Raw genomic sequence first — 19,813 nt, forward strand, 5'->3', positions numbered from 1 at the left:
CGTCGGCGACGCCGACCCGGACCTGGGTCTGTACCGCGCCGCGCTCGGGCAGGACGAGCGGTGCGGCGAGCGTCAGTTCCTCGACGTGGTCACAGCCGACCTCGTCGCCGGCGCGCAGGGCGAGTTCCAGCAGTGCGGTGCCGGGCAGCAGGACCTGTCCCATGACGGCGTGGTCGGCCAGCCACGGATGCGACTGCAGCGACAGCCGTCCGGTGAACAACAGGCCCTCTTCGTCGGCGAGTTCGACGATGCCGTTGAGGAGCGGGTGGCTCGCGCCGGCGATGCCGACGGCGGCGGCATCCGCGGTGTCGCGGGGGCCGGAGGGCCAGAAGGGACGGTGTTGGAACGCGTATGTCGGCAGGTCCACCGGGCGGGCACCGGTCGGGGCCAGGAGGGTGGTCCAGTCGATCGGCGTTCCGGTGGTGTGGAGTCGGCCGAGTGCGGTGAGCAGGGCCCGTTCCTCGGGCATGTTCCTGCGGAGGACGGGGACGGTGACCGTGTCGTCGGCGACGGTTTCCCTGGCCATGGCGGCGAGGACGCCGTCCGGGCCGAGTTCCAGGAAGGTCCGCACGCCCTCGGCTTCGAGGGCCGTCACCCCGTCGGCGAAGCGGACCGCCTCGCGGACGTGGCGCACCCAGTACTCGGCCGAGCAGAGTTCGTCGGCCGTGGCCAGCTGGCCCGTCAGGTTCGAGACGACGGGGAGGGTCGGGGCGGCGTAGGACAGGCCCTCCGCCACCGCACGGAACTCCGCCAGCATCGGGTCCATCAACGGCGAGTGGAACGCATGCGACACGTGGAGTCGGGTCGTCCGGCGTCCCTGGTCGGCGAAGTGTTGCGCCACGGTCTGCGCGGCCTCTTCTGCGCCCGAGATGACCACGGAGGTCGGGCCGTTGACGGCCGCGATCGCCACCTCGTCGGTCAGGTGCGGGGTGACTTCGTCCTCCGTCGCCTGGACCGCGAACATCGCGCCGCCGGCGGGCAGCGCCTGCATCAGCGTCGCCCGCGCGGCCACCAGGCGGCAGGCGTCCTCCAACGTCAGCACCCCGGCGACGTGCGCCGCCGCGATCTCACCGATGGAGTGGCCGGCCACGAAGTCCGGACGGACACCCCAACTCTCCACCAGCCGGAACAGCGCCACCTCGACGGCGAACAGAGCGGGCTGGGTCCAACCGGTCTCGTTCAGCAACTCCGCATCGTCGCCCCACATCACCTCACGCAGACCGGCCTGCGCAGGCAAGACAGCGTCCAGGTGGTCGACCACGACATCGAGAGCCTCGGCGAAGACCGGGAAACGGCCGTACAACTCACGCCCCATGCCCAGGCGTTGCGCACCCTGACCCGTGAACAGCACCGCGCGACGTCCCATGGTGACCGTGCCGGTGAGGGCCGAGGGGTCGGACGCGGCGGTGGTGGCGAGGGCGGACAGCGCGCGGGTCGCCTCGTCACGGTCGGCGCTCAGGACGACTGCCCGGTGGGTGAACTGGGAGCGCTGGGTGGCGAGGGACAGGGCGATGTCGGCGGGTGCGAGTTCGGGGTGCTGCTGGAGGTGGGCGAGGAGGCGTGCGGCCTGGGCGCGCAGGGCCTCCGGCGTCTTGCCGGACAGCGCCCACGGCATCACGGGCAGGTCCGCGGTGGCGGCCGGCGCCTGGGCGGCTGCCGCCACCGTGTCGGCTTCGTCCGGCGCCGAGTGCCGCGCGGCCTCCGGCTGTTCCAGGATGACGTGGGCGTTGGTGCCGCTGATGCCGAAGGAGGAGACACCGGCACGGCGGGCCCGGCCGGTCTCCGGCCAGGCGGTCTGCTCGGTGAGCAGTTCGACGGCGCCGACGCCCCAGTCGACGTGCGAGGACGGTTCGGTGATGTTCAGGCTGCGCGGCAGCACGCCGTTCCGCATCGCCATGACCATCTTGATGACGCCGGCGACACCGGCGGCGGCCTGGGTGTGGCCGAGGTTGGACTTGATCGAGCCGAGGAACAGCGGGCGGTCGTGCTCGCGGTCCTGGCCGTAGGTGGCGAGGAGGGCCTGGGCCTCGATCGGGTCGCCCAGTGTGGTGCCGGTGCCGTGTGCCTCGACCGCGTCGACATCGGTCGTGGAGAGGCCGCCGCTGGCCAACGCCTGGCGGATGACGCGCTGCTGGGACGGGCCGTTGGGCGCGGTCAGGCCGTTGGACGCACCGTCCTGGTTGACCGCGGAGCCGCGCACCACGGCCAGGATCTGGTGACCGTTGCGCACGGCGTCCGACCGGCGCTCCAGCAGCAGCATGCCGACGCCCTCGGACCAGCCGACGCCGTCGGCGGACTCGGAGAACGGCTTGGAGCGGCCGTCGGGGGCCAGTCCGCGCTGCCGGGAGAACTCGATGAAGGTGTCCGGGATGGACATCACGGTGACGCCGCCGGCGAGGGCGAGGGTGCACTCACCGCCGCGGAGTGCCTGTGCGGCGAGGTGCAGGGCGACCAGCGAGGAGGAGCAGGCGGTGTCGACCGTCATGGCCGGGCCTTCGAAACCGAAGGTGTAGGAGACCCGGCCGGAGGCCACGCTCAGTGCGCTGCCCTGCCCCTGGAAGCCTTCGAATTCGGTGCCGTCGAGGCGGGTGCCGTAGCCGCTGTACATGACGCCGGCGAAGACGCCGGTCCGGCTGTCGCGCAGGGTCAGCGGGTCGATGCCGGCCCGCTCGATCGCCTCCCACGAGGACTCCAGGAGCAGGCGCTGCTGGGAGTCCGTGGCCATGGCCTCGCGGGGGCTCATGCCGAAGAAGTCGGCGTCGAAGTCGGCGGCGTCGTGCAGGAATCCGCCGGCGCGGGCGTACGAGGTGCCGGGGTGCGCGGGGTCGGGGTCGTAGAGGTTGTCCAGGTCCCACCCGCGGTTGGTCGGGAAGTCGGTGACGACGTCGGCGCCGTCGCCGAGCAGACGCCACAGGTCCTCCGGCGAGGTGATGTCGCCGGGGAAGCGGCAGCTCATGCCGATGACGACGATGGGGTCGTCGGTCGGCCCCGCGGTGGGGGCGCCGGGCTCGCCGGGGTCCGACTCGGCGTCGGGGCCGAGGAGTTCGGTGAGCAGGTGGGCGGCGAGGGCGTCGGCGGTGGGGTAGTCGAAGACGGCCGTGGCCGGTAGCCGCAGGCCGGTGGCCGCGCCGATGCGGTTGCGGAGTTCGACCGCGGTGAGCGAGTCGAAGCCGAGGTCGCGGAAGGCGCGGGACGGGTCGACGCCGTCGCCCGAAGTGTGGCCGAGGACCATCGCGGCCTGGTCGCGGACGAGTGCGAGGAGGGTGTCCCGTCGCTCGGCGCGCTGGAGCCGGGTGAGCTGCTCGGCAAGTCCGGCGTCGCCGGGGGTGGTGGCGGCTGTGCGACGGATGGGCGCCTTGACCAGGCCGCGGAGGAGCGGTGCGATGTCGCCCCGGGTGCGCAGTGCGGCCAGGTCCAGGCGGACCGGGACCAACGCGGCACTCCCCGTCGCCAACGCCGCATCGAACAGCGCCACACCCTGATCAACCGTCAACAACGGCATACCCGACTCGGCAGCACGACGGACATCCCGCTCCGTCAACCCCGCCGTCATCCCCACACCCTGATCCCAGGCACCCCACGCCAACGACACACCAGGCAACCCACCAGCCACCCGATGAACCGCCAACGCATCCAAAAACGCATTACCCGCCGCATAGTTGGCCTGACCCGCACCCCCGAACACACCCGCAACAGAAGAGAAGACCACAAACGCGTCCAGATCCAGACCACGCGTCGCCACATGCAGGTTCCACGCACCATCCACCTTCGGACGCAACACCGCAGCCAACCGCTCCGGCGTCAAAGAACCCACCACACCGTCATCCAACACACCAGCCGCATGCACCACCGCAGACAACGGATACGACTCCGAAACACCGGCAACCAACTCCGCCACAGCCGAGCCATCACCCACATCACACGCCGCAACCACAACCCGCGCGCCCAACGACTCCAACTCCGCAACCAACTCCACCGCACCCGCCGCACCCAAACCCGAACGACTGGTCAACAACAACCGCCGCACCCCACACGACCGCACCAGATGCCGAGCCACCACCCCACCCAGACCACCGGTACCCCCCGTCACCAACACCGTTCCCTCGGGCTGCCAGGAGCGGGGCAGGGTGAGCACGATCTTGCCGATGTGCTTGGCCATGCTCATGAACCGGAACGCGTCCCTGGCGTGCCGGACGTCCCAGGTACGGACCGGGAGCGGCCGCAGTGCGCCGGTGCGGAAGAGGTCCATCAGCTCGGCCAGCATGGTGCCGATGGTTTCCGGCACCACCCAGGCGAGGTCGAAGGAGTGGTAGGTGAGGCCGTCGGGGACGGAGTCCGCGGCGCGGATGTCGGTCTTGCCCATCTCCAGGAACCGGCCGCAGTCGCCGAGCAGCCGCATCGAGGCGTCGACGAACTCACCAGACAGCGCGTTCAGCACCACGTCCAGGCCGCCGTCGCCGGCGACCTCGGCGAATGCCGCCTCGAAGTCGAGGGTGCGGGAGGAGGCGAGGTGGTCGTCGGCCACGCCCAGCGAGCGCAGCACGTCCCACTTGCCCTCACTGGCCGTGGCGAACACCTCGGCACCGACATGCCGGGCGATCTGGATCGCCGCCATACCGACACCACCGGCACCGGCGTGCACCAGCACCTTCTCCCCCGCCCGCAGACCACCCAACTCCTTCAGGGCGTAGTACGCGGTGAGGAACACCAACGGCACCGAGGCACCCGTCTCCCAGGACCAGTCCTCGGGCAGGCGGGTGAGGCGGCGCGCGTCGTCCACGGCGAGCGAGCCGAAGCTGCCGGTGATCATGCCCATGACCCGGTCGCCGGGTGCCAGCCCGGTGACGTCCGGCCCGACCTCGACGACCACACCGGCCGCCTCCGAACCGAACAACCCCGCATCCCCCGGATACATCCCCAACGCGTTCAACACGTCACGGAAATTCAGGCCCGCGGCACGCACCTCGACCCGCACCTCGTGGCCGGTGAGCGGCGCCAGTGCCGCCGGATACGGGGTCAGGGCGAGGCCGTTGAGGCTGCCCTTGGCCGTGCTGTCGAGCCGCCAGGCCCGGTCGGCCGGCGGGGTGAGCGCGGCCGCGGTGTCGAAGCGGGCCAGGCGGGCGGCGAGCACTCCGCCGTCCCGCAGGGCGAGCTGCGGTTCGCCGGTGTGCAGTGCCCGTAGGAGGAGTTGGCCCCGTTCGGCGGCGGCTGTGCGGTCGTGCGCGCCGGCCGGGCCGGGGTCACGATCGATCAGGACGAAGGTGTCCGGGGCTTCGGACTGGGCGGAGCGGACCAGGCCCCAGACCGCGGCGGCGGCCACGTCGACGACGTCGGTACCGCCGGCGGCCGTCGCCCCGGTCGTGACGAACGCCAGGCGGGAGCCGGCGAAGCGCTCCTGTGCGGTCCATTCCTGGACGAGGGCGAGTGCGGCGGTGGTCAGGGTGTAGGCGACCTCGGCCGGGGAGGGGGCGGACGCGTCCGGCGCGGCGGCCCCCGTCCCGATTCCGGCCACCGACTCGGTCCCGATGCCTGTGCCGGTTCCGGTGAGGGGGACGAGGACCGTCTTCGGAACGTCGGCGTCGGTCGTGGCGAGGGCGGTGAGGTCGGGGTGGAGGGTGGTGTGGATGCCGGCGGCGGTCAGGTCGGCGGCGATTGCGGTGCCGTCCGCGCCGACCAGCGCGACGGTGGCCGCGGCGGGCCGGCCGTCCTGGTCCCGGGTCTGCTCCCCTCCGGACTTCTCCGGTACGGGGTTCCAGTCCAGGGTGAACAGGGCGTCGCGGGCGAGTCCCGCGGCGCCGGTCAACTGGTCGCCGGAGACCCGGCGCGAGACGAGGTTGTCGATGGCGGCGACCGGACGGCCGGCGGTGTCGGCCACGGCGATGGCCACCGACCGGCCGTCGGTGCCCGTCGGGGTCAGCCGGACGCGCAGTGCGGTGGCGCCGGTCGCGTAGAGGGTCGCGCCCTCCCAGGAGAACGGGAGTCCGCCGTTGCTCTCCTCGCCGTCGTGGGCGACGAGGGCGGCGTGCAGGGCGGCGTCGAGCAGTGCGGGGTGCAGACCAAAGCCGGTCGCCTCGTCGCCGGTGGAGTCCGCCAGGGCGACCTCGGCGTACAGCACGTCGCCGGCGCGCCAGGCGGCCCGCAGGCCCTGGAAGACCGGGCCGTAGGCGAAGCCGAGCGCGGTGAAGCGCGCGTAGCAGTCGTCGGTGGTGAGGGGTTCGGCGTCGGCGGGCGGCCAGGCAGTGGCGTCGAAACCGGTGTCGGCCGGGGCTGCGCCCGTGGTCAGGGTGCCGGTGGCGTGCTGGGTCCACGACACGTCGGTCGCGTGCTCGGGCCGGGAGTGGACGGTGACGGTGCGGCGGCCGGTGTCGTCGGCGACGCCGACCCGGACCTGGGTCTGTACCGCGCCGCGCTCGGGCAGGACGAGCGGTGCGGCGAGCGTCAGTTCCTCGACGCGGTCGCAACCGGCCTCGTCGCCGGTCCGGAACGCCAGTTCCAGGAGTGCGGTGCCGGGCAGCAGGACCTGTCCCATCACGGCGTGGTCGGCCAGCCACGGATGCGACTGCAGCGACAGCCGTCCGGTGAACAACACCCCTGCGCCTTCGGCGAGTTCGACCGAGCCGTTCAGCAGCGGGTGCTCGGCGGCGGTGAGGCCGACGGCCGCGGCGTGCGCGGTGGGCAGGGTGCCGGTGGGCCAGTAGGTGGCGTGCTGGAAGGCGTAGGTCGGCAGGTCCACGCGGGTGGCGCCGGTGCCGGCGAAGAACGCCGCCCAGTCGACGCGGAGACCTGCCGTGTGGAGGTGGGCGAGCGCGGTGAGCGCGGACGTCTCCTCGTCGCGGTCCTTGCGGAGGGCCGGGACGGTGGCGGCGTCGCCGGTGAGCGACTGCTGGGCCATGGCGGACAGCACGCCGTCCGGGCCGAGTTCCAGGAAGGTCCGCACGCCCTCGGCTTCGAGGGCCGTCACACCGTCGGCGAAGCGGACCGCCTCGCGGACGTGGCGCACCCAGTACTCGGCCGAGCAGAGTTCGTCGGCCGTGGCCAGCTGGCCCGTCAGGTTCGAGACGACGGGCAGGGACGGGGCGGCGTAGGACAGGCCCTCCGCCACCGCGCGGAACTCCGCCAGCATCGGATCCATCAGAGGCGAGTGGAACGCATGGGAGACCCGCAGCCGGGTCGTCTTGCGGCCGTTCTCCGCGAGCCGCTCGGCCACCGTACGGGCGGCGCTCTCGGCCCCGGAGACGACCACGGAGGTCGGGCCGTTGACGGCCGCGATCGTTACGTCGTCGGTCAGGTGCGGGGTGACTTCGTCCTCGGTCGCCTGGACCGCGATCATCGCGCCGCCGGCCGGCAACGCCTGCATCAACGCGGCACGAGCGGCCACCAGACGGCAGGCGTCCTCCAACGTCAGCACCCCGGCGACATGCGCCGCCGCGATCTCACCGATGGAGTGGCCGGCCACGAAGTCCGGACGGACACCCCAACTCTCCACCAGCCTGAACAGCGCCACCTCGACGGCGAAGAGAGCGGGCTGCGTCCAACCGGTCTCGTTCAGCAGCTCCGCATCGTCACCCCACATCACCTCACGCAGACCGGCCTCGGCAGGCAAGGCGGCGTCCAGATGGTCGACCACGACATCGAGGGCCTCGGCGAAGACCGGGAAACGACCGTACAACTCACGCCCCATACCAAGGCGTTGCGAGCCCTGGCCCGAGAACAGCACCGCGTGGCGACCCGTGCGGGTAGCGCCGACGACGGCGGAGAGATCCGCGTCGGCGGCGGCGAGCGCCGTCAACGCGCGGACCGCATCGGAGCGGTCGGTGGCGAGCACCACCGCCCGGTGGTCGAACGCCGAACGGGTCGTCGCCAGCGAGTAGCCGAGGTCGAGCGGGCGCAGCGCGGGCCGCTCCGCCAACCCGGCCAGCAGGCGTGCGGCCTGGTCGCGCAGGGCCTCGGGGGACTTTCCGGACAGCGGCAGCGGAACGACGGCGGGTTCGCGTCCGCTCGGCTCCGCGGCCGGGCTCTCGACGAGTGCCGGCTGTTCCACGATGACGTGGGCGTTGGTGCCGCTGATGCCGAAGGAGGAGACACCGGCGCGACGGGCCCGGCCGGTCTCCGGCCAGGCGGTCTGCGCGGTGAGCAGCTCGACGGCGCCGGCGCTCCAATCGACGTGCGAAGACGGCGCGTCGACATGCAGGGTCTGCGGCAGCACACCGTGCCGCATCGCCATCACCATCTTGATGACACCGGCGACACCCGCCGCTGCCTGGGTGTGACCGATGTTGGACTTCAGGGAGCCCAGCCACAGGGGGTTCTCGGGGTCGCGGTCACGCCCGTAGGTGGCCAGGAGCGCCTGAGCCTCGATCGGGTCACCGAGCGTGGTGCCGGTGCCATGTGCCTCGACGGCGTCCACGTCGGCCGTGGAGAGGCCGCCGCTGGCCAGTGCCTGGCGGATGACGCGCTGCTGGGACGGGCCGTTCGGCGCGGTCAGGCCGTTGGACGCACCGTCCTGGTTGACGGCCGAGCCGCGGATCACGGCGAGGATCTCGTGGCCGTTGCGCACGGCGTCCGACTGGCGCTCCAGGACGAGGATGCCGACGCCCTCGGACCAGCCGACGCCGTCCGCGGCCTCGGCGAACGCCTTGGAACGACCGTCGGGCGCCAGACCCCGCTGCCGGGAGAACTCCACGAACGTGCTCGGCGTCGACATCACCGTCACACCACCGGCCAACGCCAACGAGCACTCCCCCGCCCGCAACGCCTGCGCCGCCCAGTGCAACGCCACCAACGAGGAGGAACACGCGGTGTCCACCGTGACGGCCGGGCCTTCGAAGCCGAGGGCGTAGGAGACGCGGCCCGAGGCCACGCTGCCCGCGCTCCCCTGGCCCTGGAAGCCCTCGAACTCCTTGCCCCCGAGGATGCTCCCGTAGTCGCTGTACATCACGCCGGCGAAGACACCGGTGGCGCTGCCGCGCAGGGTCAGCGGGTCGATGCCGGCCCGCTCGATCGCCTCCCACGACGACTCCAACAACAACCGCTGTTGGGAGTCGGTCGCCAGTGCCTCACGCGGGCTCATTCCGAAGAACGCCGGGTCGAACTCCCCCGCCTCGTGCAGGAAACCACCGGAGCGGGTGTAGGACGTTCCGAAGTGCTCGGGGTCCGGGTCGTAGAGGTTGTCCAGGTCCCAGCCACGGTTGGTCGGGAAGTCGGTGATGGCGTCGGCGCCGGTGTCGACCAGGCGCCACAGGTCCTCCGGCGAGGCCACGCCACCCGGGAAACGGCAGGCCATGCCCACCACCACGACGGGATCGTCGGCGGTCGGCGGCAGTGCCTGGACCGGCACCCGCGCCTCGTTCTCGACCGCGCCGAACAACTCGTCCCGCAGGTGCTCCGCGAGGGCGGACAGGGTGGGGTGGTCGAAGACCATCGTGGCCGACAGGTGCAGGCCGGTGGCGGTGCGCAGACGGTTGCGGAGTTCTACCGCGGTGAGCGAGTCGAAGCCGAGGTCGCGGAAGGCGCGTTCGGCGTCGATGGCGTTGCCGTCGGCGTGGCCGAGGACGAGCGCGGCGCTGCTGCGGACCATGTCGAGCAGGGCCTCGTGGCGCTGGGCGTGGTCGAGTCGGCCGAGCCGTTGGACGAGTCCGGTGTCCGCGCCGGTGGCGAGGCCGGTGGCCGCGGTGCGGCGCAGCGGTGCGCGGACGAGGCCGCGGAGGAGCGGTGCGATGTCGCCCCGGATGCGCAGTGCGGCCAGGTCCAGGCGGACCGGGACCAACGCGGCACTCCCCGTCGCCAACGCCGCATCGAACAGCGCCACACCCTGATCAACCGTCAACAACGGCATACCCGACTCGGCAGCACGACGGACATCCCGCTCCGTCAACCCCGCCGTCATCCCCACACCCTGATCCCAGGCACCCCACGCCAACGACACACCAGGCAACCCACCAGCCACCCGATGAACCGCCAACGCATCCAAAAACGCATTACCCGCCGCATAGTTGGCCTGACCCGCACCCCCGAACACACCCGCAACAGAAGAGAAGACCACAAACGCGTCCAGATCCAGACCACGCGTCGCCACATGCAGGTTCCACGCACCATCCACCTTCGGACGCAACACCGCAGCCAACCGCTCCGGCGTCAAAGAACCCACCACACCGTCATCCAACACACCAGCCGCATGCACCACCGCAGACAACGGATACGACTCCGAAACACCGGCAACCAACTCCGCCACAGCCGAGCCATCACCCACATCACACGCCGCAACCACAACCCGCGCGCCCAACGCCTCCAACTCCGCAACCAACTCCACCGCACCCGCCGCACCCAAACCCGAACGACTGGTCAACAACAACCGCCGCACCCCACACGACCGCACCAGATGCCGAGCCACCACCCCACCCAGACCACCGGTACCACCCGTCACCAACACCGTTCCGTCCGCGGACCACGGCGTGTGGGTGGTGGTGGGGGCGGGGGTGCGGGTGAGGCGGGCGGCGCGGGCGCGGCCGGCGCGGAGGACGAGCTGTGGTTCGTCGAGGGTGAGGGCGCGGCCGAGCGCGGTGGTCGAGTCGGGCTCGGTGTCGAGGTCGAGGAGGGTGAAGGTGCCGGGGTTCTCGGTCTGTGCGGAGCGGATCAGGCCCCAGACCGCGGCGGCGGCCAGGTCGGTGGCGGGCGCGTCGTCGGTGGCGACGGCTCCGTGGGTGACGAAGACCAGGCGGGAGTCGGCGAGGCGGTCGGTGGCGAGCCACTGCTGGACGAGGGTCAGCGCGCTGCGGGTGAGGGCGTGCGCGTGCTGCGCGGTGTCGCCGTCGAGGGGGGCGCCGAGGGGGACGAGGACCGTGGCGGGCGCGGTGGCGTCCCCGGCCAGGAGGTCGTCGAGGGTGGCGTGGCGTGCGACGGCCGGGGCGCCGAGGGCGTCGGCGAGCGCGGCGGTGTCCGGGCCGAGGAGGGCCGGCGTCGCGGGGTTCGCGGTGTCGGGGAGCGGGACCGGGGTCCAGTCCAGGTGGAAGAGCGCGTCGCGGGTCAGGGCGCTGTGGGTGGTCAACTGCTCGGCGTCCAGGGGGCGGGCGAGCAGGCGGGTGACGGTGGCGACGGGGTTGCCGGCCGGGTCGACGGCGGTGACGGACAGGCCGTTGGGGCCGTTCGGGGCGAGCCGGACGCGCAGCGCGGTGGCGCCGGAGGCGTGCAGGGTGACGCCTTCCCAGGAGAACGGGAGTCCGGTGTCGCGGTCCTCGGCGAGGAGCGCGACGTGCAGGCCGGCGTCCAGGAGCGCCGGGTGCAGGCCGAAGGCGGCCGCGTCGTCGGCAGCGGACTCTGGCAGGGCGACCTCGGCGTACAGCACGTCGCCGGCGCGCCAGGCGGCCCGCAGGCCCTGGAAGGCGGGGCCGTAGGCGAAGCCGAGCGTGGTGAAGTGTGCGTAGCAGTCGTCGGTGGTGAGGGGTTCGGCGTCGGCGGGCGGCCAGACGGTGGTGTCGAACGCCGCGGCGGCCGGGGGCGTGGTGGCGAGCACACCGGTGGCGTGCAGCGTCCAGGTGCGGTCGGCGGTGTCGTCGGGGCGGGCGTGGACGGTGACGGTGCGGCGGCCGGTGTCGTCGGCGGCTCCGACCCGGACCTGGAGGAGGGTGGCGCCGTCCTCGTGGAGGGTCAGGGGCGCGGCGAGGGTGAGTTCTTCGAGGTGGCCGCTGCCGGTCTCGTCGCCCGCGCGGACGGCGAGTTCCACCAGTGCGGTGCCCGGGAGCAGTGCGGTGCCCAGGACGGTGTGGTCGGCCAGCCACGGGTGGGTGCGCAGGGAGAGGCGGCCGGTGAAGAGTGCGCCGTCGTCGTCGGGGAGTTGCACGGCGGCGCCGAGGAGGGGGTGTTCGGCGGCGCCCAGGCCGGCGGCGCGGACGTCGTCGGGGCGGGCGGGTCGGGCGGCGGGCCAGAACCAGCGGTGTTGGAAGGCGTAGGTCGGCAGGTCGACGCGGACGGGGTCGAGGCCGCGGAAGGTGGCGGACCAGTCGGCCTCGACGCCGAGCACCTGGAGGTGGCAGAGCGCGGCCAGGACGGCCTGCTCCTCGGGCCGGTCGCGGCGCAGGAGCGGGACGGTGCCGGCGCCTTCGGGGGCGGACTCCTGGGCCATGGCGGACAGCACGCTGTCGGGGCCGAGTTCGACGAAGGTGGTGACGCCGCGGTCGGCGAGGGTGCGGATGCCGTCGGCGAAGCGGACGGCGTCGCGGACGTGCCGGACCCAGTAGTCGGCCGAGCAGAGTGCCTCGGCCGGGGCCAGTTCACCGGTCAGGTTGGAGACGACGGGGGTCGTGGGGGCGGTGAAGGTGAGGCTCTCGACGACGGCGCGGAAGTCGTCGAGCATCGGCGCCATCAGCGGCGAGTGGAAGGCGTGGCTGACGCGCAGCCGGGTGGTGCGGCGGCCCTGGTCGGCGAAGTGCCGGGCGACGGCGAGGGTGGCGTTCTCGTGGCCGGACACGACGACGGAGGTCGGGCCGTTGATGGCGGCGATCGAGACGTCGTCGGTGAGGAGCGGCAGGACCTCGTCCTCGGTGGCCTGGACGGCGATCATCGCGCCGCCTTCGGGCAGCGACTGCATCAGCACGGCGCGGGCCACGACGAGGCGGCAGGCGTCGCCGAGGGAGAGCACGCCGGCGACGTGTGCGGCGGCGATCTCGCCGATGGAGTGGCCGGCCACGAAGTCCGGTGTGATGCCCCAGGCTTCCAGGAGGCGGAAGAGTGCCACTTCGATGGCGAACAGGGCGGGTTGGGTGTAGCCGGTCCGGTCGACGAGTTGGGCGTCCTCGCCCCAGATGATGTCGCGGAGGGGGTGGCCGAGTTCCGCGTCGAGGGCGGTGAGGACGGTGTCGAGGGCTTCGGCGAAGGCGGGGAACCGCTCGTAGAGGACACGGCCCATGCCGAGCCGTTGGGAGCCCTGGCCGGAGAAGAGGAAGGCGGTGCGGCCGGTGCGGACGGTGCCGGTGAGGGCGGCCGGGTCGGTCTCGCCGGCGGCGAGCGCGGTGAGGGCGCGCAGGGCCTCGGCGCGGTCGGTGCCGAGGACGACGGCGCGGTGGTCGAAGGCGGTGCGGGTGGCGATCAGGGAGTAGCTGATGTCGACGGGGCGCAGTGCGGGGTGCGCCTCGACGTGGGCGAGGAGGCGGGCGGCCTGGGCGCGCAGGGCCTCGGGGGTCTTGCCGGACAGGGCCCAGGGGATGGCCGGCGGTTCCTCGACGGACCGGTCGGCGGACGCGGGCGTGGCGGGGGCGGCGGTCGGGGGCTGCTCGATGACGACGTGGGCGTTGGTGCCGCTGATGCCGAAGGAGGAGACACCGGCGCGACGGGCCCGGCCGGTCTCCGGCCAGGCGGTCTGCGCGGTGAGCAGCTCGACGGCGCCGGCGCTCCAATCGACGTGCGAGGACGGCGCGTCGACGTGCAGGGTCTGCGGCAGCACACCGTGCCGCATCGCCATCACCATCTTGATGACACCGGCGACACCCGCCGCTGCCTGGGTGTGACCGATGTTGGACTTGATCGAGCCGAGCAGCAGCGGGTTCTCGGGGTCGCGGTCACGCCCGTAGGTGGCCAGGAGCGCCTGGGCCTCGATCGGGTCACCGAGCGTCGTACCCGTGCCGTGCGCCTCGACCACATCGACGTCGGCCGTGGAGAGGCCGCCGCTGGCCAACGCCTGGCGGATCACGCGCTGCTGGGACGGGCCGTTCGGCGCGGTCAGGCCGTTGGACGCACCGTCCTGGTTGACCGCCGAGCCGCGCACCACGGCCAGGATCCGGTGACCATTGCGCACGGCGTCCGACTGACGTTCCAGGACCAGCATGCCGACGCCCTCGGACCAGGCCACGCCGTCCGCGGCCTCGGCGAACGCCTTCGAACGACCATCGGGCGCCAGACCCCGCTGCCGCGAGAACTCCACGAACGTGCTCGGCGTCGACATCACCGTCACACCACCGGCCAACGCCAACGAGCACTCCCCCGCCCGCAACGCCTGCGCCGCCCAGTGCAACGCCACCAACGAGGAGGAACACGCGGTGTCCACCGTGACGGCCGGGCCCTCCAGGCCGAGGGCGTAGGAGACGCGGCCCGAGGCGACGCTCGGGGCGCTGCCGTTGCCGCGGAACGCCTCGTACTCGTCGCCGGTCAGGGTGGTGCCGTAGTCGTTGTACATGACGCCGGCGAAGACGCCGGTGCCGGAGTCGCGCAGTGCGGCGGGGTCGATGCCGGCGCGTTCGACGGCTTCCCAGGAGAGTTCGAGCAGCAGGCGCTGCTGGGAGTCGGTGGCCATCGCCTCGCGCGGGCTCATCCCGAAGAAGTCGGCGTCGAAGGAGCCGGCGTCGTGCAGGAAGCCGCCGGCGCGGACGTGGGTGCGGCCGGGGCGGTCGGGGTCGGGGTCGTAGAGGTTGTCCAGGTCCCAGCCGCGGTTGGTGGGGAACGGGCCGGTGGCGTCGGCTCCCTGGCTGACCAGGCGCCAGAGGTCCTCGGGTGAGGCGATGCCACCGGGGTAGCGGCAGGCCATGCCGACGATGACGATGGGGTCGTCGGTGCCGGCGGCGCGGGTCGGCGCGGGGACGGCGGGGGTCGACTCGGCGTCGATCCCCAGGAGTTCGTCGCGCAGGTGGTCGGCGAGGGCGTGCGGTGTCGGGTAGTCGAACACCATGGTGGCGGGCAGCCGCAGGCCGGTGGCGGTGTTGAGGGCGTTGCGGAGTTCGACGGCGGTGAGGGAGTCGAAGCCGAGGTCCTGGAACTGGCGGCCGGTCTCCACCTCGGTGGCGTCCGCGTGGCCGAGGACCTGGGCGATCTGGGTGCGGACGAGCTCCAGGAGGGCTTCCCGGCGGGCAGCGGCGTCGAGGCCGGCGAGCCGCTGGGCGAGGCCGTCGGCGGTCTGCGAGACCTGGGCGGCGGTGCGCCGCACGGGGGTGCGGATCAGGCCGCGCAGCAGCGGGGCGATGTCGCCCTGGGTGCGCAGGACGGGCAGGTCGAGGCGGACCGGGGCGAGGGCGGCGGGCCCGGCGGCCAGGGCCGCGTCGAAGAGGGCGGTGCCCTGTTCCAGGGTCAGCGGGGGCATGCCGGAGCGGGCGATGCGCTCGACGTCGAGGTCGGACAGGCTCCTGGTCATGCCGACGCTCTGGGTCCACGGGCCCCAGGCGAGGGAGGTGGCGGGCAGGCCGGTGGCGGCGCGCCGGGCGGCGAGGGCGTCCAGGAAGGCGTTGCCGGCGGCGTAGTTGGCCTGTCCGGGGCTGCCGAGGGTGGCGGCGACGGACGAGAAGAGGACGAAGGCGTCCAGTTCGAGGTGGCGGGTCGCCTCGTGCAGGTGCCAGGCGGCGTCGGCCTTGGGCCGCAGGACGGTGTCCAGGCGCTGCGGGGTGAGGGAGCCGAGGACGCCGTCGTCGACGACGCCGGCGGTGTGGACGACGGCGGTGAGCGGGTGCCCGGCCGGGACGGTGCCGAGCAGGTCGGCGAGGGCGGCCGGGTCGGCGACGTCGCAGGCGGCGATGTGGACGGTGGCGCCGAGTCCGGTCAGTTCGGCCGTCAGGTCGTCGGCGCCGTCGGCGGCCGGGCCGCGGCGGCTGGCGAGCAGCAGGTGGCGGACGCCGTGGGTGGTGACCAGGTGGCGGGCGAGGACCGCGCCCAGGCCGCCGGTGCCGCCGGTGATCAGGACGGTGCCGTCCGGGTTCCAGGTGGTGGGTTCGGTGGCGAGCGGGACACGGGCCAGGCGGGCGGCGTGCACGTCGGTGCCGCGGACGGCGAGGTCGGGCTCGTCGTGGGTGGCGGCCAGGGCGGTGGCCAGGGTCTCGGGGTCGGGCCGGTCGGTGTCGGGGGCGAGGTCGAGGAGGGCGAAACGGCCGGGGTTCTCGGTGCGGGCGGTGCGGATCAGGCCGCCGGCGGCCGCGGCGGCGGGGTCGGTGCCGTCGGTGGCGCCGCGGGTGACGAGGACCAGGCGGGAGTCGGCGAAGCGGTCGTCGGCGAGCCACTGTTGGGCGAGGTCGAGGACGGCGGCGGTGGTGGCGTGCGCGGCGTCGGGGACGGGGGCGCCCGGGGTGCTGGTGAGGGTGGTGACGACCAGGTCGGGGACGGGCCCTTCGGCGTCGGCGAGGGCGGCCAGGTCGCGGGGGGCGGTGGTCCGGATGCCGGTGGCGCGGAGGGCGTCGGCCAGGGCGTCCGGGTCGGGGCCGAGGACGGCGACGGTGGCCGGGGCGGGGCCGGGGCGGCCCTGGAGCGGGGTCCACTCGACGTGGAAGAGCGAGTCGCGGTGGACGGTGCCGGCGGCGCCGGGTGCGTCGGCGGGGACCTCGCGGGAGACCAGGGAGTCGACGGACAGCACGGTGCCGCCGGCGGCGTCGTAGACGGCGATGGTGACGGTGTCCTCGCCGGCCGGGGCGATCCGGGCGCGGACGGTGGTGGCGCCGGCGGCGGCGAGCGAGACGCCTTGCCAGGCGAACGGCAGGCCGCCGCGGCTGATGGCGCCGAGGTCGGCGTAGGCGGCGGCGTGTTGTGCGGCGTCCAGCAGGGCCGGGTGCAGTCCGAAGGTGGCGGGGTCGGTGTCCGCGCCGTCGGGCAGGGCCACTTCGGCGTAGACCTCGGTGTCGCGGCGCCAGGCGGCGCGCAGGCCCTGGAAGGCGGGGCCGTACTGGAAGCCGAGGGCGGCCAGGCGCTCGTACGCGCCGGTGAGGTCGACGGGTTCGGCGCCGGTGGGGGGCCAGACGGTGGCGTCGAAGGCGGGGTCGGGGGTGCCGGCGCCGGCGGTCAGGACGCCGGTGGCGTGTTGCGACCAGGGCAGGTCGAAGCCGTCCTCGACGCGGGAGAAGATGCCGAGGGTGCGGCGGCCGGCGGCGTCGGGCGCGCCGACGCGGACCTGGAGTTGGACGCCGCCGCGCTCGGGCAGCACCAGGGGTGCGGCCAGGGTCAGTTCCTCGACGCGGTCGCAGCCGGCCTCGTCGCCGGCGCGGACGGCCAGTTCGACGAAGGCGGTGCCGGGCAGCAGGGCCCGGCCCTGGACCCCGTGGTCGGCGAGCCAGGGGTGGGTCCGGACGGAGAGCCGGCTGGTGAACAAGTAGCCGGCCCCGTCGGCGAGTTCGACGGTGGCGCCGAGCAGCGGGTGGTCGGCGGCGCCCAGTCCGGCGGCGGTGACGTCCTGGGCGGCGCGGGCCGCGGTCGGCCAGAACCGCTGGTGCTGGAAGGGGTAGGTGGGCAGGTCGGCGCGGCGCGCGCCGGTGCCGTCGAAGAGACCGGTCCAGCGGACGGTGACGCCGCGGACGTGGGCGCGGGCCAGGCCGGTGACGGCGGAGAGCTCCTCGGGGCGGTCCTTGCGCAGCAGCGGCACGGCGGCGGCGCCGTCCGGCAGGGATTCCTGGGCCATGGCGGACAGCACGCCGTCCGGGCCGAGTTCGACGAGGGTGGTCACGCCGCGGTCGGTGAGGGCGGTGACGCCGTCGGCGAAGCGGACCGCCTCGCGGACGTGGCGGACCCAGTAGTCGGCGGAGCACAGGTCGGCGACGGCGGCGACGGCGCCGGTGAGGTTGGAGACGACCGGGATGCGCGGCTCGTGGTAGGTCAGGCCCGCGGCGACGGCGCGGAATTCCGCCAGCATCGGGTCCATGAGCGGCGAGTGGAAGGCGTGGCTGACCCGCAGCCGGGTGGTCTTGCGGTCCTGTGCGGTGAAGTGCGCCCCGAGCGCGGCGACGGCGTCCTCGGTGCCGGCGACGACGACGGAGGTGGGCCCGTTGACGGCGGCGATCGAGACGTCGTCGGTGAGGTGGGGGGTGACCTCGTCCTCGGTGGCGCGGATCGCGAGCATCGCGCCGCCGCGCGGCAGGGCCTGCATGAGGCGGGCGCGGGCGGCGACGAGGGTGCAGGCGTCTTCGAGGGAGAGGACCCCGGCGACGTGCGCGGCGGCGAGTTCGCCGATGGAGTGGCCGCCGACGAAGTCGGGGGTGACGCCGAGGGACGCGACCAGGCGGTAGAGGGCGACCTCGACGGCGAACAGGGCGGGTTGGGCCCAGCCGGTGTCGTTCAGCAGGTCGGCGTCGGTGCCCCAGACGACCTCGCGCAGCGGGCGGTCGAGGTGGGTGTCGAGGAGGGCGGCGATCTCGTCGAAGGCCGCGGCGAACACCGGGAAGCGGGTGTGGAGTTCGCGTCCCATGCCCGGGCGCTGGGAGCCCTGGCCGGAGAAGAGGACGGCGGACAGGCCCTCGCCGGCGGTTCCGTGGGCGAGTTCGGTGCCGTCGGGGAGCAGGACGGCGCGGTGTTCGAAGGTGGCGCGTCCGTCGGCGAGTGCGTAGCCGACGTCGAGGGGGTCGACGTCGGGGGTGTCGGCGAGGCGGCCGGTGAGGCGGGCGCGCTGGGCGTCGAGGGCGGCGGCGGTGCGGGCGGAGAGCGCCCACGGGACGACGGCGGGGCGGACGGTGGGTTCGGTGGTGGGCTCTTCGGGGGCGGTGGGGGCCTGTTCGAGGATGACGTGCGCGTTGGTGCCGCTGATGCCGAAGGAGGAGACACCGGCGCGGCGGGCGCGCCCGGTCTCGGGCCAGGCGACCGTCTCGTCGAGGAGGTCGACGGAGCCGGCGGTCCAGTCGACGTCCGTGGTGGGTTCGGTGGCGTGCAGGCTGCGCGGCAGCACGCCGCGCTGCAACGCCATGATCATTTTGATCACGCCGGCGGCACCGGAGGCGGCCTGGGTGTGGCCGATGTTGGACTTGACCGAGCCGAGCCACAGGGGCCGCGGCCGGTCCTGTCCGTAGGTCGCCAGGAGCGCCTGGGCCTCGATCGGGTCGCCGAGGGTGGTGCCGGTGCCGTGGGCCTCGACGGCGTCGATGTCGGCGGCGGTGAGGTGGGCGCTGTCCAGCGCGGCGCGGATGACGCGCTGCTGGGAGGGGCCGTTGGGGGCGGTCAGGCCGTTGGAGGCGCCGTCCTGGTTGATGGCGGAGCCGCGCAGCACGGCGAGGACCGGGCGGCCCTCGCGTTGGGCGTCGGAGAGCCGCATCAGGACCAGCATGCCGGCGCCCTCGCCCCAGCCGGTGCCGTCGGCCCGGTCGGAGAAGGGCTTGCACCGGCCGTCGGCGGCCAGGCCGCTCTGCGCGGTGAAGGCGACGAACGGGCCCGGGGTGGCCATGATGGACGCGCCGCCGGCCAGGGCCATGGAGCACTCGCCGCCGCGCAGCGCCTGGACGGCCCAGTGCAGGGCGACCAGGGACGAGGAGCAGCCGGTGTCGACGGTGACGGCCGGGCCCTCGGCGCCGAGGGTGTAGGAGAGTCGGCCGGAGATGACGCTGGCGGCGTGGCCGGTGGTCGAGTAGACCTCGACGTCCTCGGCGGACGCCTTGATGACCTCGCCGTAGTCCTGGCCGGTGGTGCCGACGAAGACGCCGGTGGGGGTGCCACGCAGGGTGGACGGGTCGATGCCGGCGCGTTCCAGGGCTTCCCAGGTGATCTCCAGCAGGATGCGCTGCTGCGGGTCCATGGCGACCGCTTCGCGCGGGGAGATGCCGAAGAAGCCGGGGTCGAAGCCGGCGGCGTCCTCGACGAAGCCGCCGACCTGCGCGAGGCTGCCGCCCTCGCCGCCGCCGGCCAGCTTCTCCAGGTCCCAGCCGCGGTCCTGCGGGAACGGCCCGATGACGTCGCGCCCCTCGGCGACCAGCTCCCACAGGTCCTCGGGGGAGGTGACGCCGCCGGGGAAGCGGCAGCCGATGCCGACGACCGCGACGGGCTCGACCGCCGCCGCCACCAGCTGTTCGTTCTGCCGGCGCAGCCGCTCGATCTCCTTCAGGGACGACCGGAGTGCCTCGACGTACTTGTCGGGGTTCGTGCTCATGGTGGGCTCCAG

1 protein-coding gene (only partly in view) is annotated in these 19,813 nt (G+C 73.6%); it reads right to left on the reverse strand.

Annotated elements, in window-relative coordinates; genetic code table 11:
- Positions 1-19,813, reverse strand: partial view of an SDR family NAD(P)-dependent oxidoreductase gene (locus MOV08_RS03250; protein WP_476718405.1) — the 5' portion only. Its footprint begins 13,595 nt before the window's first position; only the first 19,813 of its 33,408 coding nucleotides appear in the window; its start codon is at positions 19,811-19,813; its stop codon lies off the left edge, out of view.

Source organism: Streptomyces yunnanensis (assembly GCF_029011865.1).
In the GTDB taxonomy this organism is placed as follows: domain Bacteria; phylum Actinomycetota; class Actinomycetes; order Streptomycetales; family Streptomycetaceae; genus Streptomyces; species Streptomyces yunnanensis.